Annotated in this window: 18 protein-coding genes; 10 read left to right on the top strand and 8 right to left on the bottom strand. The window is 73.5% G+C overall.

The window, feature by feature from the left end:
• From ACWDEN_RS28065 to ACWDEN_RS28055, 3 genes are all read right to left on the bottom strand, one after another.
• Positions 1-178, bottom strand: a 178-nt coding sequence (locus ACWDEN_RS28065; RefSeq protein ID WP_450860469.1) for a transposase, incomplete at its 3' end; no start/stop codon positions are given.
• Positions 179-250: 72 nt separating this feature from the next.
• The gene (locus ACWDEN_RS28060; protein ID WP_351609716.1) at positions 251-1687 is read right to left on the bottom strand and encodes an aldehyde dehydrogenase family protein; all 1437 of its coding nucleotides are present in this window, start codon (positions 1685-1687) and stop codon (positions 251-253) included.
• Positions 1688-1851: 164 nt separating this feature from the next.
• Positions 1852-2865: a LacI family DNA-binding transcriptional regulator gene (locus ACWDEN_RS28055; protein WP_351609718.1), complete on the bottom strand. Its 1014-nt coding sequence runs from the start codon at positions 2863-2865 to the stop codon at positions 1852-1854.
• A gap of 165 nt (positions 2866-3030) precedes the next feature.
• Here ACWDEN_RS28055 and ACWDEN_RS28050 point away from each other — a divergent pair, with 165 nt between their 5' ends.
• Together ACWDEN_RS28050 and ACWDEN_RS28045 are read left to right on the top strand one after the other, a co-directional pair.
• Complete coding sequence (locus ACWDEN_RS28050) at positions 3031-3693, top strand: TetR/AcrR family transcriptional regulator (protein WP_351609721.1); 663 nt, start codon at positions 3031-3033, stop codon at positions 3691-3693.
• A gap of 16 nt (positions 3694-3709) precedes the next feature.
• Positions 3710-4855: an FAD-dependent oxidoreductase gene (locus ACWDEN_RS28045; protein ID WP_450860464.1), complete on the top strand. Its 1146-nt coding sequence runs from the start codon at positions 3710-3712 to the stop codon at positions 4853-4855.
• A gap of 285 nt (positions 4856-5140) precedes the next feature.
• On the opposite strand, the gene ACWDEN_RS28040 is transcribed toward ACWDEN_RS28045, so the two are convergent.
• Complete coding sequence (locus ACWDEN_RS28040; RefSeq protein ID WP_351609726.1) at positions 5141-5821, bottom strand: TetR/AcrR family transcriptional regulator; 681 nt, start codon at positions 5819-5821, stop codon at positions 5141-5143.
• Between the two features lie 99 nt (positions 5822-5920).
• On the opposite strand from ACWDEN_RS28040, the gene ACWDEN_RS28035 reads away from it, so the two are divergent.
• Complete coding sequence (locus ACWDEN_RS28035; protein WP_351609729.1) at positions 5921-6484, top strand: NADPH-dependent FMN reductase; 564 nt, start codon at positions 5921-5923, stop codon at positions 6482-6484.
• Between the two features lie 264 nt (positions 6485-6748).
• Here the strand turns inward: ACWDEN_RS28035 and ACWDEN_RS28030 are convergent, their stop codons facing one another.
• The gene (locus ACWDEN_RS28030) at positions 6749-7726 is read right to left on the bottom strand and encodes a metalloregulator ArsR/SmtB family transcription factor (protein ID WP_450860461.1); all 978 of its coding nucleotides are present in this window, start codon (positions 7724-7726) and stop codon (positions 6749-6751) included.
• A gap of 56 nt (positions 7727-7782) precedes the next feature.
• On the opposite strand from ACWDEN_RS28030, the gene ACWDEN_RS28025 reads away from it, so the two are divergent.
• From ACWDEN_RS28025 to ACWDEN_RS28015, 3 genes are all read left to right on the top strand, one after another.
• Positions 7783-9216 carry an MFS transporter gene (locus ACWDEN_RS28025; RefSeq protein ID WP_450860459.1) on the top strand — a complete coding sequence of 478 codons (1434 nt, stop codon included), beginning with the start codon at positions 7783-7785 and terminating at the stop codon, positions 9214-9216.
• A gap of 351 nt (positions 9217-9567) precedes the next feature.
• Positions 9568-10989, top strand: coding sequence for an amidase (locus ACWDEN_RS28020; protein ID WP_450860457.1), 1422 nt, complete (start codon positions 9568-9570; stop codon positions 10987-10989).
• 212 nt (positions 10990-11201) lie between these two features.
• A complete protein-coding gene (locus tag ACWDEN_RS28015) occupies positions 11202-11648 on the top strand; it encodes a type II toxin-antitoxin system PemK/MazF family toxin (RefSeq protein ID WP_351609738.1) in 447 nt (148 codons plus the stop codon).
• On the opposite strand, the gene ACWDEN_RS28010 is transcribed toward ACWDEN_RS28015, so the two are convergent.
• Positions 11633-12493: a TIGR02452 family protein gene (locus ACWDEN_RS28010; RefSeq protein WP_450860455.1), complete on the bottom strand. Its 861-nt coding sequence runs from the start codon at positions 12491-12493 to the stop codon at positions 11633-11635. The genes ACWDEN_RS28015 and ACWDEN_RS28010 overlap by 16 nt on opposite strands.
• 278 nt (positions 12494-12771) lie before the next feature.
• On the opposite strand from ACWDEN_RS28010, the gene egtA reads away from it, so the two are divergent.
• The 4 genes from egtA to egtD are packed head-to-tail and all read left to right on the top strand — an operon-like array spanning position 12772 to position 17211.
• Positions 12772-14106, top strand: coding sequence for an ergothioneine biosynthesis glutamate--cysteine ligase EgtA (gene egtA, locus ACWDEN_RS28005; RefSeq protein WP_450860454.1), 1335 nt, complete (start codon positions 12772-12774; stop codon positions 14104-14106).
• Complete coding sequence (gene egtB, locus ACWDEN_RS28000) at positions 14103-15440, top strand: ergothioneine biosynthesis protein EgtB (protein WP_450860452.1); 1338 nt, start codon at positions 14103-14105, stop codon at positions 15438-15440. Before egtA ends, egtB begins: the two co-directional genes overlap by 4 nt.
• Positions 15440-16255, top strand: a complete 816-nt coding sequence (gene egtC, locus ACWDEN_RS27995) for an ergothioneine biosynthesis protein EgtC (RefSeq protein ID WP_351609748.1) — start codon at positions 15440-15442, stop codon at positions 16253-16255. The genes egtB and egtC overlap by 1 nt, the downstream gene beginning before the upstream one ends.
• Complete coding sequence (gene egtD / locus ACWDEN_RS27990) at positions 16252-17211, top strand: L-histidine N(alpha)-methyltransferase (RefSeq protein ID WP_450860450.1); 960 nt, start codon at positions 16252-16254, stop codon at positions 17209-17211. Before egtC ends, egtD begins: the two co-directional genes overlap by 4 nt.
• An 80-nt stretch (positions 17212-17291) precedes the next feature.
• On the opposite strand, the gene fumC is transcribed toward egtD, so the two are convergent.
• Positions 17292-18773, bottom strand: a complete 1482-nt coding sequence (gene fumC / locus ACWDEN_RS27985) for a class II fumarate hydratase (protein WP_450860448.1) — start codon at positions 18771-18773, stop codon at positions 17292-17294.
• Complete coding sequence (locus ACWDEN_RS27980) at positions 18770-20443, bottom strand: NAD-dependent malic enzyme (protein ID WP_450860446.1); 1674 nt, start codon at positions 20441-20443, stop codon at positions 18770-18772. The genes fumC and ACWDEN_RS27980 overlap by 4 nt, the downstream gene beginning before the upstream one ends.
• Positions 20444-20528: the final 85 nt, after the last annotated feature.

The following is a 20528-nucleotide window of genomic DNA, read 5'->3' as shown; positions in this document are numbered from 1 at the left end:
CGGTCGCCCACGGTCCGAACTCGGAGGGCATCTCGCGCCACTGGGCGCTGGACCGGAACCGCCAGATCACCCCCTCGAACTGCTCCCGCAGCCGCTCGGGGTACGGACCGTACTCGCCTATCGGCAGGTACGGCTCGATGAACTCCCACTGCTCGTCGGTGAGTTGCCTACGTGTCACACCCAGCGTCCTACCAGGTCCTGTCCCCGCACGGGACCAGAACCCGAGATTGATCACGACCTCACACAGGCCCTAGAAGGGGTACGGCGCCACGTCGCCGCGTACGGTCGTCCAGCGCAGCTCGGTGAAGGCGTCCAGATTGGCCTCGCCGCCGAAGCGGGCGCCGGTGCCGGACGCGGCGACGCCGCCGAAGGGGGCCACCGCCTCGTCGTTCACGGTCTGGTCGTTGACGTGGACGATGCCGGTGGGGATTCGCTCGGCCAGGTCGAGGGCCCGCGCGGTGTCCCGGCTGACGATGCCGAGGGAGAGGCCGTACGGGCTGTCCGCGGCGAGCGCCGCCGCCTCCTCGGCGGTGGTGAAGGAGCGGACCGGCGCGACCGGCCCGAAGACCTCCTCGGTGTAGGCCGGAGTGTCGTCGCCCGCGTCGGCCAGCACGGTCGGCCGGTAGAAGAGCTGTTCGTGGGTGCCGCCCGCGGCGAGTTTCGCGCCGCGGGCGATGCTCGTGCGCACCAGCCCGTCGATCTTGGCGAGTTGTCCCGCGTCGATGACCGGGCCGAGGTGGACCTGCTCGCGGTGGGGGTCGCCGACGGCCAGCGAGTCGGCCTTGGCGGCGAGCCGTTCGACGTACTCGTCGTAGAGCGAGGCGTGTACGAGATGCCGCCCGGTCGTCATGCAGATCTGGCCCTGGTGGAAGAACGAGCCCCAGGCCGCCGTGGAGATCACGGCGTCGAGGTCGGCGTCCGCGAGGACGATCAGGGCCGAGTTCCCGCCGAGTTCGAGGTGGGCCCGCTTCAGCTGGCGGCCGGCCGCCTCGCCGACGGCGCGGCCCGCCGCGGTGGAGCCGGTGAAGGAGATCACGGGGACGAGCGGGTCCTCCACCAGCGCCCGGCCCGTCTCCGCGCCGCCGGGCAGTACGTGCAGCAGATCCTCGGGCAGGCCGGCGGCCGCGAGGACGGCGGCGAGGGCGAGGCCGCCGCAGACGGCGGTGCGCGGATCCGGCTTGAGGACCACGGCGTTGCCGAGCGCCAGGGCCGGCGCGACGGAGCGGATGGACAGGATGAGCGGCGCGTTGAACGGGGAGATCACGCCCACCACGCCGACCGGGACCCGGCGGGTGTACGACAGCCGGGGCGCCTCGCTGGGCAGTACCTGGCCGGTCGGACGGGAGGCGAGGGCGGCGGCCTCGTAGCACTCCTGGGCGGCCACGTGGAGCTCGAAGTCCGCCTTGCCCGGGATGGATCCGGACTCGCGCACGAGCCACTCGCGCAACTCGTCGGCGTGCCCGGTGAACAGGTCCCCCGCCCTGCGCAGCACCTGGGCCCGCTGGAAGTGCGGCGTGCGGACCCAGTCGGCCTGGGCGGCGCGGGCGAGCCGCGCCGCGTGGCCGACATCCTCGGGGGCCGCGAGGGTGACGGTGCCGAGCGCGTCGCCGGTGGCGGGCTCGGTGACGGTGTGGGCGGGTCCGGCCAGGCTGCGGTCCTGCCAGGTCTTCGGGTCGAGCAGCGGCATACGGCTCTCCGATCGATCGCCGGGCGGCACGGAACTCCCGCCTCGACGCCATTTGGTTGAGCGCGAAACTACATCGCGGTGACGCCTCTCCGGAACCCCGTCACCACCGGGAGGTGTACCCGGCCGGCGTCATCCGCGCTCCGGCTCCCACCGATGCCCCACCGTCAGGTGGACTCGCGCTGGACCACCGAGGCTCCCAGGACCCTGTGCACCTCCGGCTCGGCCCCGGGGTCGCGGACCACCCGGTCGACCAGTTCGGCGAGGTCGCGGCCCGAGGGCAGTTCGACGTGCACCGTGCTGAGCCGGGGCCGCAGCAGCCGGCCGAGCATCAGGTCGTCGGCGCCGATGACGGCCACGTCCTCGGGGATGCGCACCCCCGCGTCCTGCAGGGCGCGCATCAGGAGCATCGCGTACTCGTCGTTGTAGGCGAACACCGCGTCAAGGTCCGACTCCCGCAGGTGTACGGCCAGTTGCGCGGCCGACTCCTCGGTGTACGCGAGCGGCAGCCCGGTGACGATGGCGTCCGTGCCGTGCAGCGCCTGGCGCACACCGGCGAGCCGGGGGCGGGAGTAGGCCTCCAGGCCGGACTCCTCGGGCACCACCGCACCGATCCGGCGCCGGCCCCGGGCGTACAGATGGGCGCCGGCGCATGCGCCGACGGCCTCGTGGTCCATGAGCAGGGCGTGCGCGCCGTCGACGCGTTCGGGACCGAGGGTGAGCACGGCCCGGGCACCCGAGCGCTTGAGCACCCCGACGCCCTGCGACCCGAGTCCCGCGCCGGGCACCAGGACGGCGACCGGCCGCAACTCCGCCCAGGCGCGGGCGGCTTCGTCACCCTGGAGGCCGACGGTGCCGTACTGCACGACGGTGTAGTCGAGCCGGCCGAGCTCCCACTGCAGCTCGTTGAGGAACCTGCTGTAGAGCGGGCCCACCGGGATCGCGGGGGCGGGCATGAGGACCATACGGCTGTGCCCGGCGCGCAGACTGCGGGCGGCGGCGTGGGGGACGTACCCCAGTTCCCGCGCGGCCTCGCGCACGCGGCGGCGCGTCGGTTCGCTGATCCGTACGGCGCTGGTGTTGTTGAGGACGTAGGACACGGTCGCGCGCGAGACGCCCGCCAGGCGGGCCACATCGGCACTCGTGGGCGTGTTCGGTATCTGCACCATGACAGACCGCATCCTGACAGAGGGGCGGGGGCCGGGAAGAGGCGGGGCGACGTGGTTCGGCTTTCGACGAAAAGGGCCAGGCGGTTTCTCGACTGAGCAGGAGGAGACGGCACGATCGTCGACGAACACGTTCGTCACGTACTTGTTCGTGCCGAACATGTTCGTTACCGTGGAGGCATGACCGCTGCTCCCCGCTCCCGCCGCGAGCGTCCCGCCAAGCCCGCCCTGACCCGGGAGGGCATCGTCACCGCCGCCGTCGCGATCCTGCGCGCGGAAGGACTGCGCAAGGTGACCATGCGGCGGCTGGCACAGGAGCTCGACACCGGTCCCGCCTCGCTGTACGTGTACGTCCGCAACACCGACGAACTGCACGCCGCCGTCCTGGACGAGCTGCTCGGCACGGTCGCCCCGGCCCCGGCGGAGGGCGACTGGCGGCAGCGGCTGGAGAAGGTGCTCACCGCCTACACCGCGATGCTCCTGGAGCATCCGAGCCTGGCCCGCTCGGCACTGACCGCGTGGCCGAGCGGCCCGAACTATCTGCGGCTCATCGAGACCCTGCTGGACCTGCTCCAGTCGGGCGGAGTACCGCGCGAACAGGCCGCGTGGGGCGTCGACCTGCTGTTGCAGCACGCCACCGCCACCGCCGCCGAGCACGCCGGAGAGGACTCCGCGGGCGACTGGCAGGCCCTGACCCGCGCCCTGCGCGAGGCGCCGGCCGACACCCATCCGCACATCGCCGCGAGCGCCGGGGCACTGCTCGCCGGCACCCCCGAGGCCCGTCTGTCCTGGGCCTTCCAGACCCTGATCAACGGCATCGAGCGCACCGCCGTACCCGACTGACCCGCCAGGAGGTCCCATGACCAGCCATCGCCCCCACCACCCGATCGCCGTCGTCGGCGCGGGGCTCGGCGGGCTCGCGCTCGCCCGTGTGCTGCACGTGCACGGCATCGAGGCCGCCCTCTTCGACCTGGACCCCGCGCCGACCGCCCGGACCCAGGGCGGCATGCTCGACATCCACGACGACTCCGGCCAGGAGGCGCTGCGGGCGGCCAGGCTGCACGAGGAGTTCCTGAAACGGGTCCACACCGGCGGCCAGGCCATGCGTGTCCTGGACCGGCACGCCACCGTCCGGCTCGCCGAGGACGACGACGGCGCCGGCGGCAGGCCCGAGATCGACCGGGGCGACCTGCGCGAGCTGCTGCTCGGCTCACTGCCCGGGAGCACGGTCCGCTGGGGTGCCAAGGTCACCGGAGCGCGCCCGCTGGGCGACGGCCGGCACGAGGTCACGCTCGCCAACGGCACCGGGTTCACCACGGACCTGCTGGTCGGCGCGGACGGCGCGTGGTCCCGGATCCGCCCGCTGCTCTCCCCCGCCCGGCCCTCGTACACGGGTGTGTCCTTCGTGGAGGCCGACCTGCGGGAGGCGGACCTGCGCCATCCGGCGAGCGCGGCGGTCGTGGGCGGCGGGATGCTCTTCGCGCTCGGCGCGGGCCGTGGCTTCCTCGCGCACCGCGAGACCGACGGCAGTCTGCATGTGTACGCGGCCGTCGAGGCGGCGGAGGACTGGCTGGACGGCATCGACTTCGGCGACACCGAGGCGGCGAAGGCGGCGGTACTGAAGGAGTTCGACGGCTGGGACGAGACCCTGCGGGCCCTGATCGGCGACGCGGACGGGGCGCTGGTGCCCCGGCGGATCCACGCCCTGCCGGTCGGCCACCGCTGGGACCGGGTGCCCGGGATCACCCTGCTCGGGGACGCGGCCCATCTGATGTCGCCGTTCGCGGGCGAGGGAGCCAATCTGGCGCTCCTCGACGGCGCCGAACTGGGCCTCGCACTGGCCGCGCACCCCGACGACACCGGGGCCGCGCTCACCGCCTACGAAGACCGGATGTTCCGGCGCGCGGAGGCGTCCGCGGCGGAGTCCGCGCAGAATGCCGCGCTCCTGTTCCGCGCCGACGCGCCACAGGGCCTGCTCGACCAGTTCGCACCCCGGAGCGGCTGACGGGCGCCGAGCGGAGCTGCCATGGGGGATGTGGATCGGGGTTGCCATGGGTGGCGCCAAGCGGACGGCCGCCGCCCGGTGGGCGACTGCGGGTGGCCCAGCGGGGCTCGGCGGGGAGACCGGGCGCGGATCGCCGGCCCGGGCTCGGCCCGGTCGCCATGGAGTGGCCGGGCCCCGCGCCCGGCAGATCAACTGCGCGCGGATCGCCGCCCGGGGCTCGGCGGAGTGGCCGCGTGAGGGGTGCGGGCGGGGTGTCGGGGAGGGCGCCGGGCGTCGAGTGCGGGCTCAGCTGGGGGCGCGCGTGCCGGTGACCCGGGCGACCAGGTCGATCCAGCCGGTCTCCAGCCGCTCCATGGGCATCCCGCACTGCCTGGTCTGGTGGTGGATCAGGGCCGGGTCGAGCGAGTTGAGCAGGGTCTGGGACAGCAGTTCGCAGTCGGCTTCCGGCACGATCTGCCGCAGCAGCATCGTCACGTGGGTGCGCAGCGCGGTGACCGCCGGGTGCGAGAACCGGCGGGTTGGTTCCGTCTGGGCGGCCAGATGCAGGTCGAGCTGCTCGACCCGGCGGTACAGCACCGCCACGCCGAACGCCCGCAGCCGCTCCAGGGGCAGCGCCCCGGGCCCCAGCGGCGGAGGCCCGCCCAGGAAGTCGGCCTGCAGCGTCCGGTCCGAGTGGTCGAGCAGCGCCATCAGCAGCCCCGTCCGGTCGCCGAACCGGCGGAAGACCGTGCCCTTGCCCACCTGGGCCGCCGCCGCGACCGCCTCCATGGTGACCCCGGCCACTCCGTGTTCCGCGATCAGCCGCGCGGCCGCCTCCAGCAGCCGGGCCCGGTTGCGCGCCGCGTCGGCACGCAGGCACGGCTCCTCGGGCCCCATGCCGACCTCGAGCAACTGAGGGACGTCAAGGGGTTCTTGAGGTGGCGGGAACGGCGGCAGAGCGCTGGACATGAAGCAAGCGTAAAGCATGGGGAACAAAACTGGACCGCGGTCCGGTTAAGGTGCTAGAAAACTAAGCGGACCTCGGTCCGGATCGTAACGGCGACGTTTCAGCCTCTTGGAGTTCCCATGTCTGTTCGCATCCTCGCGCTCGTCGGCAGCCTTCGTACCGGTTCGACCAACCGCCGGCTGGCCGAGGCCGCCGTCAAGCTCGCTCCGGAGGGCGCCGAGGTCGTGCTGTACGAAGGCCTGGCCGACGTCCCCTTCTACAACGAGGACATCGACGTCGAGGGCAGCGTCCCGGCCGCCGCCACCAAGCTGCGCGAGGCCGCGCAGGCCGCCGACGCCTTCCTGCTCTTCTCCCCCGAGTACAACGGCACTATCCCGGCCGTCCTGAAGAACGCCATCGACTGGCTGTCCCGCCCGTACGGCGCCGGCGCCTTCGGTGGCAAGCCGGTCGCCGTGATCGGCACGGCCTTCGGCCAGTACGGCGGCGTCTGGGCGCAGGACGAGGCCCGCAAGGCCGTGGGCATCGCCGGCGGCAAGGTCATCGAGGACATCAAGCTGTCCATCCCGGGCTCCCTGACCCGCTTCGCCGAGACCCACCCGGTCGACGACGCCGAGGTCGCCGCCCAGCTGACCGAGGTCGTCGCCCGTCTGCACGGGAACGTGGGCGAGACCGCGGCCGCCTGAGTCGTACTGAGTGGTACGCACCGTGAAGGGGCCGGACGCGTCCGGCCCCTTTTCGCGTTCGCGTGGCCCCTTTCCGCGTTCGCGTGGCTCAGTCGAGGCCAACCGGTCTCCACCGCCGGGGCCGCGAAGCCGCTCCATCCACGCCGAGGTCATGCCGAGCCGCGGGCACGGGCCGCCCGCAGCGTTCGCGCGCCTCACCACGAGCCCACCACCCGGCCGGCCCCGCGCCGCGCCCCCGCTCCCCTCAGCGCGTGCGCCGCTCCCTCAGTGCCCGACCAGGCGCTCCGCCAGCGCGCTGCGCCGATACAGCACCCGGCGGCCGTCCCGGGTGCGGGTCACCAGGCCCGTGGCGTGCAGGACCCGCAGGTGCTGGGAGACGGCGCTCGGGGTCACGCCGAGCCGGCGGGCGAGTTCCACCGTGGGCAGGGGTTCCGCGAGCAGCCGCAGCAGGGTGGTGCGGGGTGCGCCGAGCAGGGCGGTGAGCGCGGAGGCGTCGGGCGCCGGTTCCGGCTCCCACAGGGTGGCGGTGCCGCGCCCCGGGTAGGCGAGCATCGGCGGCGCGTCGGCGCTGATCGGGGGCGCCGGCTTGTGCGCGAACACCGAGGGGACCAGCCGCAGACCCCGTCCGGCGCCGTCGACCGCGTGCCGGCCGATCATCTTGTCGATGGTCAGGACGCCGCCCCGCCAGCCGAGGTTCGGATGCATACCGGCGAACAGCGACCGCGCGCCGCCGGTGGCCAGCAGCCCCGCGCGGTGCGTGATGTCGGTCTCCAGGACGAGCCGGATCCGGGGCCAGTGCGGCTGCAGGGCCGTCTGCCAGTAGCGGTGCAGCAACGAGCAGAGGGCGTCGAGGAGTTCGAGGACGGGGCCGTCGCCGGGTGCGCCGGCCCGCCGCAGCGCGCCCGGGAGCGGACGCGGGGCGTGCGCGGCGCGCAGGTCGCGTCGTACGACCTCCGGGGGCGTGGCCCGTACGACGGTCAGCTCCTCGTCCAGCGTGGCGGTGTAGCGGGTGGGCCGGGGCGTCAGGAAGTCGGGCAGGGCCAGGGTCGGACCGACCAGGGCCGCCAGCAGGGGCAGATCGGCGGGGTCGAGGGCGGCGAGCACGGTGCGGCGCCAGCCGCGGTGCAGAGGGTGCAGGGCGGGGGCCCGCAGAACCCGGAGGCTCTCCATCAGCTCGCCCAGCGGGGAGATCGCGAACCGGGTGTCGGCGAGGTCGTCGACCCCGAGCCGGAAGCTGATCATTAAGCCCCCGGCTACATCCTTCGCCAACCGCCCGCGCAGGGCGTGGACTTCGGCACATGACGGATCACCACACCGGGCAGCGTACCCCGCGGCTCGTTGCGCTGCTGGCGATGGCCTGCGGGGTCGCGGTCGGCAATGTGTACTTCCCGCAGGCCGTGGCCCCGCTCGTGGCGGCGGGTCTCGGCGTCTCCCCCGGCACGGCGGCCGGGGTGGTGACCGCGACCCAGTTCGGGTACGCGGCCGGCATCTTCCTGCTCGTCCCGCTCGGCGACCGGCTGCCGCCCCGCCCGTTGCTGGTCACCCTGCTCTGCCTGACGAGCCTCGGCCTGTGCGCCGCTGCCGCCGCGCCCGCGCTGCCGCCGCTGCTCGCGGCGAGCGTGCTGGTCGGCGCGAGCACGGTGATCGCCCCGCTGGCCGGCCCGCTGGCGGCCGGACTGGTCCCGCCGGAGCGGCGGGGCGTGGTCGGCGGCACGCTGCTGAGCGGGGCCCTCGCGGGCATGCTGCTGTCGCGCGCGGCGGGCGGCGCCCTCGGCGACCGGCTGGGCTGGCGGGCACCGTACGCCCTGGCGGCGCTGCTCTCCCTCGCGGTGGCGTTGCTCCTGGCCCGCGCGCTCCCGAGCACGGCGGCGCCGTCCCGGCTGCGCTACCCGCGGCTGCTGACCGAGCCCGTCCGCCTCCTGTTCGCCGAACCGGCCCTGCGCCGCTCCTCCTTCTACCAGGCGACGGTGTTCGCCGGGTTCTCCGCGGTGTGGACCGGGGTTGCGCTGCTGCTGACGGGCCCGGTGTACGGCCTCGGCACGGACGCGGTCGGTCTGCTCGCGCTGGTCAACGCGGTGACGATGCTCATCACTCCGGTCGCGGGCCGGCTGGTGGACCGGCGCGGTGCCGACCCGGTGAACCTGGTCTGCTTCCTGCTGGTCCTCGCGTCCGCCGCGATCCTCGCCCTCGGGGGCCTCGGCGGCACCCCCGGCCTGCTGTCGCTGGTGGCGGGCACACTGCTGCTGGACATCGGCATGCAGTCCGGCATGGTCGCCAACCAGGTGCGCGTCTACGCCCTCGCCGCCGGCGTCCGCAGCCGCCTCAACACCGCCTACATGACCTGCGCCTACCTGGGCGGCAGCCTCGGTTCCTGGCTCGGCTCCCGGGCGTACGCGGGATACGGCTGGTCCGGGCTGTGCGCCCTGGTCGCGTTGCTGACCGCACTGGGCCTGCTACGGCACCTCGGCGCACGGAGCGGCGGGCGGACCGGGGTTGCCGTCCATGGACGCAGACGCTGCCCATCTTCCAACCGTTCGTTCCCTCCGATGTCACCGCCTCGCGGCGGAGGGGGCCGAGCTGACGATCACCGACATCGACCCCGGCAGGCGCGGTACGGCCGACGCGCTCGGCGCGGCGTGGCGCAGCCAGGAGGAGATCCTCACGAGGAGGCCGACGTCGTCGTCCCCGCGGCTCTCGGATCGCCGCTCACCAGGGAGTCGATGCCGCGCTGATCTGAAGCACCGTCATGGCATCTGCGGGGTAGCGGACTTGGTCGTCGGCGCGGGCGGAGTCGTCAACGCCGTCAGCGCCGAGCCGCACCGCGTCGGACCCGAGGAGGCCCGCGCGCGTCCTCGCCATCGATCGGACCGTCGGGGAACTGCTCGACACCGCGGACCGCGAGGGCGTGACTCCCGCGCGGGCGGCCGACGAGACGGCCCGGCGGCGCCTGCACGCCACACCCCGTCAGCTCGGCCCCTCCCTCGGCGCTGGGCGAGGCAACGGGGCGAAACCCGTACGGCAGCCCGGATGTGACGTTACCGTTCGGTAGACATCGGTCCCGGAGGCCCCGGAGGTGCCCGCCCATGACGCACGACCGTTCCGCCGGTCTCGTGGAGACCCGGCGTGCGCTGGCCGACGGGGAGGTGACCTCCCGGGCGCTTGTCGAGCGGGCGCTGGCCCGGATCGAGGCCACGCAGGGGACGCTGAACGCCTTCCGGATCGTACGGGCCGAGGCCGCGCTCGCCGAAGCGGACGCCGCCGACCGCGAGTTGGCCGCCGGGGCGCGGCGCCCGCTGCTCGGGGTGCCGGTGGCGGTGAAGGACGACATGGACGTGGCCGGGGAGCCGACCGCGTTCGGCTGCCCCGGCGAGTTCCCCGCGGTCACCGAGGACGGGGAGGCGGTGCGGCGGCTGCGCGCGGCCGGCGCCGTGATCGTCGGCAAGACCAACACGTGCGAGCTGGGTCAGTGGCCGTTCACCGAGGGGCCGGCGTTCGGGGACACCCGCAATCCGTGGCACCGCGGGCACACACCCGGGGGTTCGTCCGGGGGCTCGGCCGCCGCCGTCGCGGCCGGGCTCGTCCCCGCGGCGCTCGGCTCCGACGGCGCGGGCTCGGTGCGCATCCCGGCCGCGTGGACCGGTCTGATCGGCATCAAGCCGCAGCGGGGCCGCATCTCCACCTGGCCGCGCGGTGAGGCGTTCCAGGGCATCACGGTCAACGGCACCCTCGCCCGCACGGTCGCCGACGCGGCCCTGCTGCTGGACGCGGCGAGCGGCAACCACGACCGGGACCCCCACCGGCCGCCCGCGCTGACGGTGGCGGACGCGGTCGGCCGCGACCCGGGCAGGCTGCGCATCGCCCTGTCCCTGAAGCCGCCGTTCACCGCCGTTCCGGTCCGGCTGGACCCGGAGGTCCGTGCCCGGGTCGTCGAACTGGCCGGGAGACTGGCCGCGTTGGGGCACGAGGTAGAAGAGGCCGATCCGCCGTACGGGCAGATCGGGCTGGCCTTCGTCCCGCGCGCCACCGCCGGTATCGCCGAGCACGTCCGCGAGGCGCCCGACCCGGCGCTGCTCGACCCGCGCACCCGGGACGCGGCCCGGCTCGGCCGGCTGCTCGGCGGGGCCCCGCTCAGGGCGGCCCGGCGCGCGGAGGCTGTGCTGCACCGGCGGATAGGCCGGTTCTTCGGGTCGTACGACGTGATCCTCGCGCCGACGACGGCCGCTCCCCCGCCCCGGATCGGCGCCCTGTACCGGCTGGGCGGGCTGGCCACGGACCGCGCGATGATCGCCGCCTGCCCGTACGCCTGGCCGTGGAACGTGCTGGGCTGGCCGGGCGTGAACGTACCCGCGGGATTCGCCGGTGGCGGCCTGCCGGTGGGCGCCCAGCTGCTCGGCCCCGCCCACAGCGAACCCCTGCTGGTCTCCCTCGCCGCCCAGTTGGAGGCGGAGCTGCGCTGGCACGAACGGTGGCCGCCGGAGTCCGCGTCGGCAACGTGGGCCGCCTGACGGCCGCTTCACCTGTATCAGGGGCTCGGGCCGCCTGCCCGCCCCCTCCCGACCGAGCGACCGCCTGGAGTCTCCCGCCGCCCCGCCCCTCCTGGTCAGCCGGCCGCCAGGAATTCCCTGCCCTGTACCGCCGGCGGCCGGCAGCCGGTCCATCGTGCCCGGGGAAGGTCGGGGTGACGGACGGACGCGGGGCGGCCCACTAGGGTGCCCCCGTGACCACGCTTACCGATGAGAACGTCCCCGGCCGCTACGGCCCCCACGCGACCACCGAGGCCGACCCGCGCCAGGTCGGCCGGGTGCGCACCGAGTACTCCCCCGCCCACGACGGCGACCCGGACCCCGGCGAGATCGTGTGGACCTGGGTGCCCTTCGAGGAGAACGACGGCCGGGGCAAGGACCGCCCGGTGCTGGTCGTCGCCCGGGAGGCGGCCGGCACCGTCCTCGCCGTACAGCTGTCCAGCAAGCGGCATGACGGCGACCGGGAGTGGGTCGCGATCGGCAGCGGGCCGTGGGACCGGTCGGGCCGGGACTCGTGGGTGGACGTGGACCGTGTGCTGCGGCTGCACGAGGAGGGCATGCGCCGAGAGGCGTGCGCGCTGGACCGGATGCGGTTCAACCTCGTCCGGCAGCGGCTGCACGAGCGCTACGGCTGGACCTGACCGGCGTACGGCGCCCCGGCCCGGGATTCCGGGAACGCCCGGGTGAACGCCTCCCGCACCACCGCTCCCGGCGTCCGGTCCAGCACCCCGAACACCACGTGCTCGAACGTGCGGGCGAACCGGCCGCCGGGGCCGAGCAGGGCCCGGAACGCGCCCGCCACCTGCGCCGGGTCGTTCCGGAACACACCGCAGCCCCAGGCGCCGAGCACCAGCCGGCCGTAGCCGTGGGCGGCGGCCGTCTCCAGCACCCGCTCGGCCCGCACCGCGAGCGCGCCCGGCAGCTCGGCGGCGCGCTGCGGTTCCGTACGCCGTACGACGCCCGCGTTGGGGGCGGCCGCGGTCAGGAAGCCCGCGAAGTACGGCTCGGCCAGCAGCCGGCCCCGGTCGTCACGGAAGACCGGGACGGAGGGGCTGTGGATCACCCGGTCCGTGTAGAACGGGTCGCGGTGGGCGCGGTGATGGTCGTAGAACTCCCGGGCCTCCAGCAGGCAGGCGTACAGCGCGGAGGCTCGGCACAGGGCCTCTTCCTGGGCCTGTGCGCCGTTGAGGTAGCCGCCGCCGGGATTGCGCGCGGAGGCGAAGTTCAGGACGGCGACCGGAGCACCGGCCAGTCGGCGGGCGGCCTCCAGACTGCTCTCGCCCGTGACCTCGAAGACCGTGTCGGCCGTCGGTCCGGCAGCCGCTTCCGGAACGGGAACCGGTTCCGGGCCGGACATCCGCGTCCCGGCCCGCGCGGCCTCGATCCGCGCCGCGAGGGACACCTCGCGGCCGCCGGGCGCGCGATACCGGCCCGCCGCCACGATCTGCTCGGTCTCCGCGGCGATCCCGCGCAGGCGCGCGCTCATGGCGCCACCCCCGTGGGCGCCGTGTCCGCGGCCTGCGCGGTCTCCCCCGTCGTGCTCATGCACGCATCCTGGGTGATGCTGGTGATGCGGTGCAACGGAGTTTCCCGCCCCCCGGAACGGCCCGCGAACGCCTGCGGAAACGGAGATGACCGAATCAGAACGTCCCGAGGGGCACCCTTGTGCGAATCGGCTCGAGGGTCTTGGGTGGAACGCGCGCCTGCCCGGCCCCCTGTCCGAACCGGGCCGGTGGCATGGTGGAATCTCAGGAGGATCCCGACATGTCCGATTCACAGAGCGACGGTGGCGACTGTACGGGCCACCGTACCGCCGTCGCCGAAGCCGAGGTGGAGGCCCTGGTCCGGGGCATCTGCTTCAAGACCGGGCCGCCGCGCGCGCTCGGTGTGGAACTGGAGTGGCTGGTTCATGAGCTGCGGACGCCGCAGCTCCCCGTGTCATCCGAACGACTCGAAGCGGTGTACGCCGCACTGCGGGCCCTGCCCCTGCGGTCGCCGCTCACCGTGGAACCCGGCGGCCAGCTGGAGCTGAGCTCGCCGCCCGCCGCCTCCCTGATGGAGTGCATCGGCACCGTCTCCGCCGATCTGGAGACCGTCCGCGCCGTCCTCGCCGGGGAAGGGCTCGGTCTGGTCGGCATCGGCCACGACCCCTGGCACGCCCCCCGCCGATTCCTGCACGAGCCGCGCTACGACGCGATGGAGACCTGCTTGGACCGCGACGGTCCGGCGGGCCGCCACATGATGTGCGCCTCCGCCTCCGTGCAGGTCTGCGTGGACGCCGGCCACGAGGAGCCGGGCCCGCTCGGCTACCGGCGCCGCTGGTGGCTGGCCCATCAGCTGGGGGCGGTCCTGGTGGCCGCGTTCGCCAACTCCCCGCTGATGGGCCGCGAACCCACGGGCTGGCGGTCCACCCGGCAGCTGATGTGGATGGAGATCGGCGCCGGGCGCGCGGGCGCTCCCCCGCTGGAGAGCGAGCCGCGCGCCGCCTGGGCCCGGCACGTGCTCGACTCACCGGTGATGTGCGTGCGCCGGGACAGCGGGCCGTGGGACGTGCCCGAGGAGCTCACCTTCCGGGAGTGGACCCGTTCCCGCTCTCCCCGGCCGCCCACCCGGGCGGACCTGGAGTACCACCTGACCACGCTGTTCCCGCCGGTCCGGCCGCGCGGCCACCTCGAGCTGCGGATGATCGACGCGCAGCCCGGCGACGACGGCTGGATCGTGCCGCTCGCGGTGACGGCGGCGCTGTTCGACGACCCGGCGGCCGCCGAGACGGCGTACCGGAGCGTCAAGCCGCTCGCGGAGCGGGCCCTGAACCTGCCCGCCCCGCACAACGCGCTGTGGACCGACGCGGCCCGGCTCGGGCTCGCCGACCCGGAGCTGCGCGAGGCCGCCGCCGTGTGCTTCGCGGCGGCACTGGAGGCCCTGCCCCGGCTCGGCGCCACCGCCGAGGTGACCGGCGCGGTGGCCGCGTATCTGGACCGCTATGTCGCCCGGGGCCGCTGCCCGGCCGACGACCTGCTGGACCGGCCGGCGAGCGGGGACCTGCCCCCGTACCGGTCCGGCCGCACCGGCAACAGGAGGAAGGACATCCGCACATGACCGCGCCCGAGACCGACACCGCGACGACCGAGGTGGACAGCGAGACGCTGCGCGAGCGGGTGCTGGCCTCCCTCACCGCCGCCCGGGACCGCACCACGCTGCTGACCAGCTGCGTCGAGGAGCCCGATCTCACCGCCCAGCACTCGCCGCTGATGTCCCCGCTGGTGTGGGACCTCGCGCACATCGGCAACCAGGAGGAACTGTGGCTGCTCCGGGCGGTCGGCGGCCGGGACGCCATGCGGCCCGAGATCGACAGCCTGTACGACGCCTTCGAGCACCCGCGCGCCGAGCGGCCCTCACTGCCGCTGCTGCCGCCCGCCGAGGCCCGCCACTACGCGGCCGAGGTGCGCGGACGGGTCATGGACCTGCTGGCGGGCGCGGACTTCCACGGCACCCGGCTGACCGAGGCCGGGTTCGCCTTCGGAATGATCGCCCAGCACGAACAGCAGCACGACGAGACCATGTTGATCACCCATCAGCTCAGAAAGGGCCCGCAGGCCCTGACCGCCCCGGACCCGGAACCCGCTCCCCTGTTCACCGGACCGGCCGAAGTCCTGGTCCCCGGCGGCCCGTTCACGATGGGCACCTCGGCCGAGCCGTGGGCGCTGGACAACGAACGCCCGGCGCACGCCCGGGAGGTGGCGCCGTTCTGGATCGACACCACCCCGGTGACGAACGCGGCGTACCAGGCGTTCATCGAGGACGGCGGCTACGACACCGAGCGCTGGTGGACCCCGGAGGGCTGGGCCCACATCAGGCAGCACACGATCACCGCGCCGCTGTTCTGGCGCCGGGACGGGAACGGCTGGCTGCGACGCCACTTCGGGGTCACCGAGGCGGTCCCGCCCGACGAGCCGGTGCTGCACGTGTGCTGGTACGAGGCCGACGCCTACGCCCGCTGGGCCGGGCGGCGGCTGCCCACCGAGGCGGAGTGGGAGAAGGCCGCCCGGTACGACCCGGCCACCGGCCGCTCCATGCGCTACCCGTGGGGCGACGCGGACCCGGCGCCGGAGCACGCCAACCTGGGCCAGCGGTACCTCAGGCCCGCGCCGGCCGGCAGCTACCCGGCCGGTGCCTCACCGCTCGGCGTACGGCAGTTGATCGGTGACGTGTGGGAGTGGACGGCCAGCGACTTCCTGCCCTACCCGGGCTTCCGGGCCTTCCCGTACAAGGAGTACTCGGAGGTGTTCTTCGGCTCCGACCACAAGGTGCTGCGCGGCGGTTCGTTCGCCGTGGACCCGGTGGCCTGCCGGGGCACGTTCCGCAACTGGGACTACCCGATCCGGCGGCAGATCTTCTCCGGGTTCCGCACCGCCCGCTCGGAGGCCGCCTGATGTGCCGTCACCTGGCCTATGTGGGGCCCGAGGAGCAGCTCGGCCGGCTCCTGCTGGAGCCGGAGCACAGTCTGGTGCGCCAGTCGTGGGCGCCCCGGCGGCAGCGCTACGGGACGGTCAACGCGGACGGCTTCGGGGTCGGCTGGTACGCCCAGGACGACCCTCTCCCGGCACGCTACCGGCGGGCCGGGCCGGTCTGGGCGGACCTGTCCTTCGCCGACCTGGCCCGGGTGGTGCGCTCCGGCTGCGTACTCGCCGCCGTACGGGACGCGACGCTCGCCGGGGCCGACGCCGAGGCGGCCGCGGCGCCGTTCGCCTCGGGCCGGTGGCTGTTCAGCCACAACGGCGCCCTCGCCGGCTGGCCCGACTCGGTCGCCCCGCTGGTCTCCGCGCTGCCCCCGGTCGAGCTGCTGTCGCTGCAGGCCCGCACCGACTCGGCGTTCGTCTGGGCCCTGGTCCTGCACCGGCTGCGCTCGGGCGACGAGCCCGACCAGGCCCTCGGTGAAACGGTTCGTCAGCTGGCCGGGGCGGCCCCGGCCTCGCGGCTCAACCTGCTGCTGACGGACGGGACGACGATCGCCGCCACCGCCTGGGGCGACACCCTCTGGTACCGCACGGAGCCCGGCCTGAGCACGGTCGTCGCCTCCGAGCCCTACGACGACGACCCGCTCTGGCAGGAGGTCCCCGACCGCACCGTGCTCACCGCGAGCCGCGCCGGCGTGCTGCTCGCCCCGCTGGAGGATCCCGCGTCCTCCCCCACTCTCGACTCCGCACGAGCGGCGGGACCCCCATCATCGAAGGAGCCCTGTACGTGAGCCCCTTGCACGTCACCCGCACCCTCCCCGAGGACGCGACGGACGCCGCGCTGCGCGCCGACGTCCTGAACGGCCTCACCGCCCAGCCCAAGTGGCTGCCGCCCAAGTGGTTCTACGACGCCCGCGGCAGCGAACTGTTCGAGCAGATCACCGAACTGCCCGAGTACTACCCCACCCGCGCCGAGCGGGAGATCCTCGCCACCCGGTCCGGCGAGATCGCCGCTGCGAGCGGTGCCCGCACGCTGATCGAACTCGGCTCGGGCTCCTCGGAGAAGACCCGCTTTCTCCTCGACGCGCTCTCGCCCGCGGCGTACGTCCCGGTCGACGTCAGCGAGAGCGCCCTCGTCCAGGCCGGAAAGGCGCTCGTCGCGGACCGCCCGGACCTCGAGGTCCACGCGCTGATCGCCGACTTCACCGCCCCGCTGGCCCTGCCCGCGACTCCCGGCCCCCGGCTGCTGGCCTTCCTCGGCGGCACGATCGGCAACCTGCTGCCCGCCGAACGCGCCCGCTTCCTGGCCTCCGTACGCGACCTGCTCGCCCCCGGCGACGGGCTGCTGCTCGGCACGGACCTGGTCAAGGACGAACAGGTGCTGGTCCGGGCGTACGACGACGCGGCCGGGGTGACGGCGGCGTTCAACAAGAACGTGCTGGCCGTGGTCGACCGTGAGCTGGGCGCGGACTTCGATCCGGACGCCTTCGACCACGTGGCCCTCTGGGACCCCGAGCACGAGTGGATCGAGATGCGGCTGCGCTCCCGTACCGCGCAGACCGTGAAGGTGCCCGCGCTGGACCTGGCCGTGGACTTCGCGGCCGGCGAGGAGCTGCGCACCGAGGTGTCCGCCAAGTTCCGCAAGGAGGGCGTGACCGGCGAACTGGCCGCTGCGGGGCTTGAGCTGACCCACTGGTGGACGGACGCGCAGGGCCGCTTCGCGCTGTCGCTGAGCGTGGCTAGGTGAGTGTGGCTCGGTGAGTGTGGGGGCCGCCTGCCCGTGCGCCGCGCCCGCGGCCACGGCGGCGGCCCCCGCAGTGTGCTGTTCTATGTCCGGCCGACCATGGCGGCGGGCCGGACGATGCGGTCGAAGTCCTCGGCGCTGATGTAACCGGAAGCCAGTGCGGCGGCACGCAGGGTGGTGTCCTCGTCGTCGGCCTTGTGGGCGATGGCGGAGGCCTTGTCGTAACCGATCACGGGAGACAGGGCCGTGACCAGCATCAGGGACCGGTCGACGTAACTGTCGATCTGGTCGCGGTTGAGCTCGGTGCCCTCGATGCAGTACTCGCGCATCTTGGTGCAGGCGTCGGCGAGGATGGTCGCCGCGTGCAGGAAGTTGTTGATGATGACCGGGCGCATGGCGTTGAGTTCGAAGTTGCCCTGTGTGCCGGCGAAGGCGATGGCCTCGTCCTCGGACAGCACCTGGATGCAGACCATGACCATCGCCTCGCACTGGGTCGGGTTGACCTTGCCCGGCATGATCGAGGAACCGGGCTCGTTCGCCGGGAGGATGAGTTCGTCGAGGCCGCAGCGGGGGCCGGAGGCCAGCCAGCGGATGTCGTTGGCGATCTTCATCAGGGGCACGGCCAGCGCCCGCAGCCCGGCGGAGGCACCGGCCATGGCGTCCAGACCGCCCTGGGCGGCGAACTTGTTCCGCGCGGTGGTGAACGGGTAACCGGTCGCGTCCGCGATGTCGGCTGCCACCTGCTCGCCGAATCCGGGTGGGGCGTTGAGACCCGTGCCCACCGCGGTGCCGCCCATCGCAAGCTCGTACAGGCCCTCGGCGGCGCTGGTGACCCGGCAGATGGCTTGGTGCAACTGGTGGGCGTAGCCGGACCATTCCTGCCCCACGGTGAGCGGGACGGCGTCCTCCAGGTGCGTGCGGCCGATCTTCACCACGTCGTGCCACTGCCGTGCCTTGGTCTCGATGGCATGCTGCAGCGCCCGCACACTGGGCAGCAGGTGCTCGTGGATCTCCTTGACCGCGGCGATGTGCATGGCGGTGGGGAAGGTGTCGTTCGACGACTGCCCCATGTTGACGTGGTCGTTGGGGTGGACCGGGGACTTGCTGCCCAGCTCCCCGCCGGCCAGCTGGATGGCGCGGTTGCTGATCACCTCGTTGGTGTTCATGTTGGACTGCGTACCGGACCCGGTCTGCCACACGTACAGCGGGAAGTGATCGTCCAGGTCGCCCGCGATGACTTCGTCGGCCACCCGCTGGATCAGGTCGGCCTGCCAGGCCGGGAGCCGCCCGGCGCGCCCGTTGACGGCGGCGGCGGCCTTCTTGACGTAGCCGTAGGCGTGGTAGACCGCCTTGGGCATCCGGTCGTCCCCGATGGAGAAGTGGATCAGGGACCGTTGTGTCTGGGCGCCCCAGTAGCGGTCCGCGGGGACATCGATGGCTCCCATGGAGTCGGTCTCCCGCCGGGTGCCGGTCGCGTGCAGGCCGATGGGGATGTCGAGGATCTTCGGTCCTTCGTCCCGCCCGGCCGACCCGGCGCGGTCGGCGGCGGAGTGTCGCCTGTTCATGCCGCTGCTCCGTCGGTGTAGACCGGCTGCCACATGGCCTGGCGGACAGCCTCTTCGATGTCGACCGGCTTGGAGCTGGCCACGCCGTCGTCGAGCGCCGCCTCGACCACCGCGGTCGCGGTGATCGCGGACGACTCCCGCAGGTCGTCCACGGGCGGTAGCAGGGAGGCGCCCGGCCCCGATGGGTCGACCTGGTCGGCGACGGCCTGCGCGGCCGCGAGCAGCATGCCCGCGGTCACCTGGGACGCACCGGAGACGATCGTGCCCAGGCCCAGGCCCGGGTACAGCAGCGCGTTGTTGGCCTGCCCGATCTGGTAGGTCACGCCGTCGTATTCGACGGGCTCGACGGGGATGCCGGTCGCGACGAGCGCCTTCCCCCTGGACCAGGCGATGACGTCGGCGGGCATGGCCTCGATCCGGGAGGTGGGGTTGGAGATCGGGAAGATGATCGGCCGCTCGGTGCCTTCGGACATGGCCTCGACGACCTCACGCGTGAACGCGCCGTGCGCGGTGGAGGTGCCCAGCAGGATGGTCGGCTCGACCCTGCGCACCGTTTCCAGCAGTGAGACCTGACCATCGCGCCGCTCCCACTCCGCGACCTCGGCAGGATCACGCGCGTAGGTCTGCTGGAAGTCGCGCAGGTCGGTCATGTCCCGGGTGAGCAGTCCCTGTTTGTCGACGAGCCACACCTGTGCGGCGGCGCGCTCCGCGTCCGCGCCGTCGCGGATCATCGTGTCGCGCAGTTGGTCGGCGATGCCCACGCCGGCGGTCCCGGCGCCGAAGACGACCAGTTTCTGGTCACGCATCCGCACACCGCTGACCTTGACGGCGGACAGGGCCGCGGCCAGTGTGATGGCTCCGGTGCCCTGCATGTCGTCGTTGAAGATCCGGTAGCGGCCGCCGTACTGCTCCAGGATCCGCCGTGCGTTGCTGGGACCGAAGTCCTCGAAGTGCAAAAGCGCGTCGGGGAACGCGGACGACGCCGTCTCCAGGTACTTCTCGATGAACGCGTCGTAGTCGGCGCCACGGACACGGGGATGCCGGTTGCCCAGGTACAGCGGGTCCTCCCGCAGCGATGTGCGGTCCGTGCCCACGTCCAGCGACACCGGAACGACACGGCGCGGGTCGATGCCCGCGGCCGCGGTGTAGACCGCGAGCTTCCCGACCGATATCTGGATCCCGTTCACACCCCAGTCCCCGATGCCCAGGATCTCCTCCGCGTCGGTGCACACGATCAGGTCGACGTCCTCGGGCCCGAGTTGAAGCGTGGCGAAGGCCTTCTCCATGTCGTCGGGCCGGTCGACGGACAGGAAGATGCCGCGCGGGCGTCGGTACTCGTGGGAGTACTTCTCGATCGCTTCGCCCACGGTGGGGTCGTAGACGATCGGCAGCAGTTCGGCGAGGTGCTCGGTGAGTACCTTGAAGTACAGGGTTTCGTTGCGGTCGTGCAGCTGTTCCAGGTACACGTTCTTGGCGAGGTCGCTGCTCTGAGCCTGCATCTGCTGGTAGGCACGCTGAGCCTGCCGGTCGAGCGTGAGCACCGCGGAGGGCAGGCGCCCCGTGAGGCCGAGGGCTTCCCGTTCCTCAGGTGTGAAGGCCACGCCACGGTTACGCAGTGGATCGACGAGGACGCCGGGGATGGCCGGGGTCCGCGCGTGGCTGTCGGTCATGACGATCTCCCTCTGTGCGAAAGCCGAGTCGGCTCTGCCCGGGGTGAGTGCGCGGACACGCTCCATGCGGGAGTGCGATCTTGAT

The organism is Streptomyces sp. NPDC001153, from assembly GCF_053598315.1.
Note: the sequence above shows the minus strand (reverse complement) of the source record. Positions and strands in the feature narration are given on the sequence as shown.

Coding starts and splice junctions, on each gene's coding strand:
- ACWDEN_RS28035 (WP_351609729.1), top strand. CDS start 5,921: ATGTCTGTTCGCATCCTCGCGCTCGTCGGCAGCCTTCGTACCGGTTCG.
- egtA (WP_450860454.1), top strand. CDS start 12,772: ATGTCCGATTCACAGAGCGACGGTGGCGACTGTACGGGCCACCGTACC.
- ACWDEN_RS28010 (WP_450860455.1), bottom strand. CDS start 12,493: ATGAGCGCGCGCCTGCGCGGGATCGCCGCGGAGACCGAGCAGATCGTG.
- ACWDEN_RS27980 (WP_450860446.1), bottom strand. CDS start 20,443: ATGACCGACAGCCACGCGCGGACCCCGGCCATCCCCGGCGTCCTCGTC.
- egtB (WP_450860452.1), top strand. CDS start 14,103: ATGACCGCGCCCGAGACCGACACCGCGACGACCGAGGTGGACAGCGAG.
- ACWDEN_RS28045 (WP_450860464.1), top strand. CDS start 3,710: ATGACCAGCCATCGCCCCCACCACCCGATCGCCGTCGTCGGCGCGGGG.
- ACWDEN_RS28060 (WP_351609716.1), bottom strand. CDS start 1,687: ATGCCGCTGCTCGACCCGAAGACCTGGCAGGACCGCAGCCTGGCCGGA.
- fumC (WP_450860448.1), bottom strand. CDS start 18,773: ATGAACAGGCGACACTCCGCCGCCGACCGCGCCGGGTCGGCCGGGCGG.
- ACWDEN_RS28025 (WP_450860459.1), top strand. CDS start 7,783: ATGACGGATCACCACACCGGGCAGCGTACCCCGCGGCTCGTTGCGCTG.
- ACWDEN_RS28040 (WP_351609726.1), bottom strand. CDS start 5,821: ATGCTTTACGCTTGCTTCATGTCCAGCGCTCTGCCGCCGTTCCCGCCA.
- egtC (WP_351609748.1), top strand. CDS start 15,440: ATGTGCCGTCACCTGGCCTATGTGGGGCCCGAGGAGCAGCTCGGCCGG.
- ACWDEN_RS28055 (WP_351609718.1), bottom strand. CDS start 2,865: ATGCGGTCTGTCATGGTGCAGATACCGAACACGCCCACGAGTGCCGAT.
- ACWDEN_RS28030 (WP_450860461.1), bottom strand. CDS start 7,726: ATGATCAGCTTCCGGCTCGGGGTCGACGACCTCGCCGACACCCGGTTC.
- ACWDEN_RS28020 (WP_450860457.1), top strand. CDS start 9,568: ATGACGCACGACCGTTCCGCCGGTCTCGTGGAGACCCGGCGTGCGCTG.
- ACWDEN_RS28050 (WP_351609721.1), top strand. CDS start 3,031: ATGACCGCTGCTCCCCGCTCCCGCCGCGAGCGTCCCGCCAAGCCCGCC.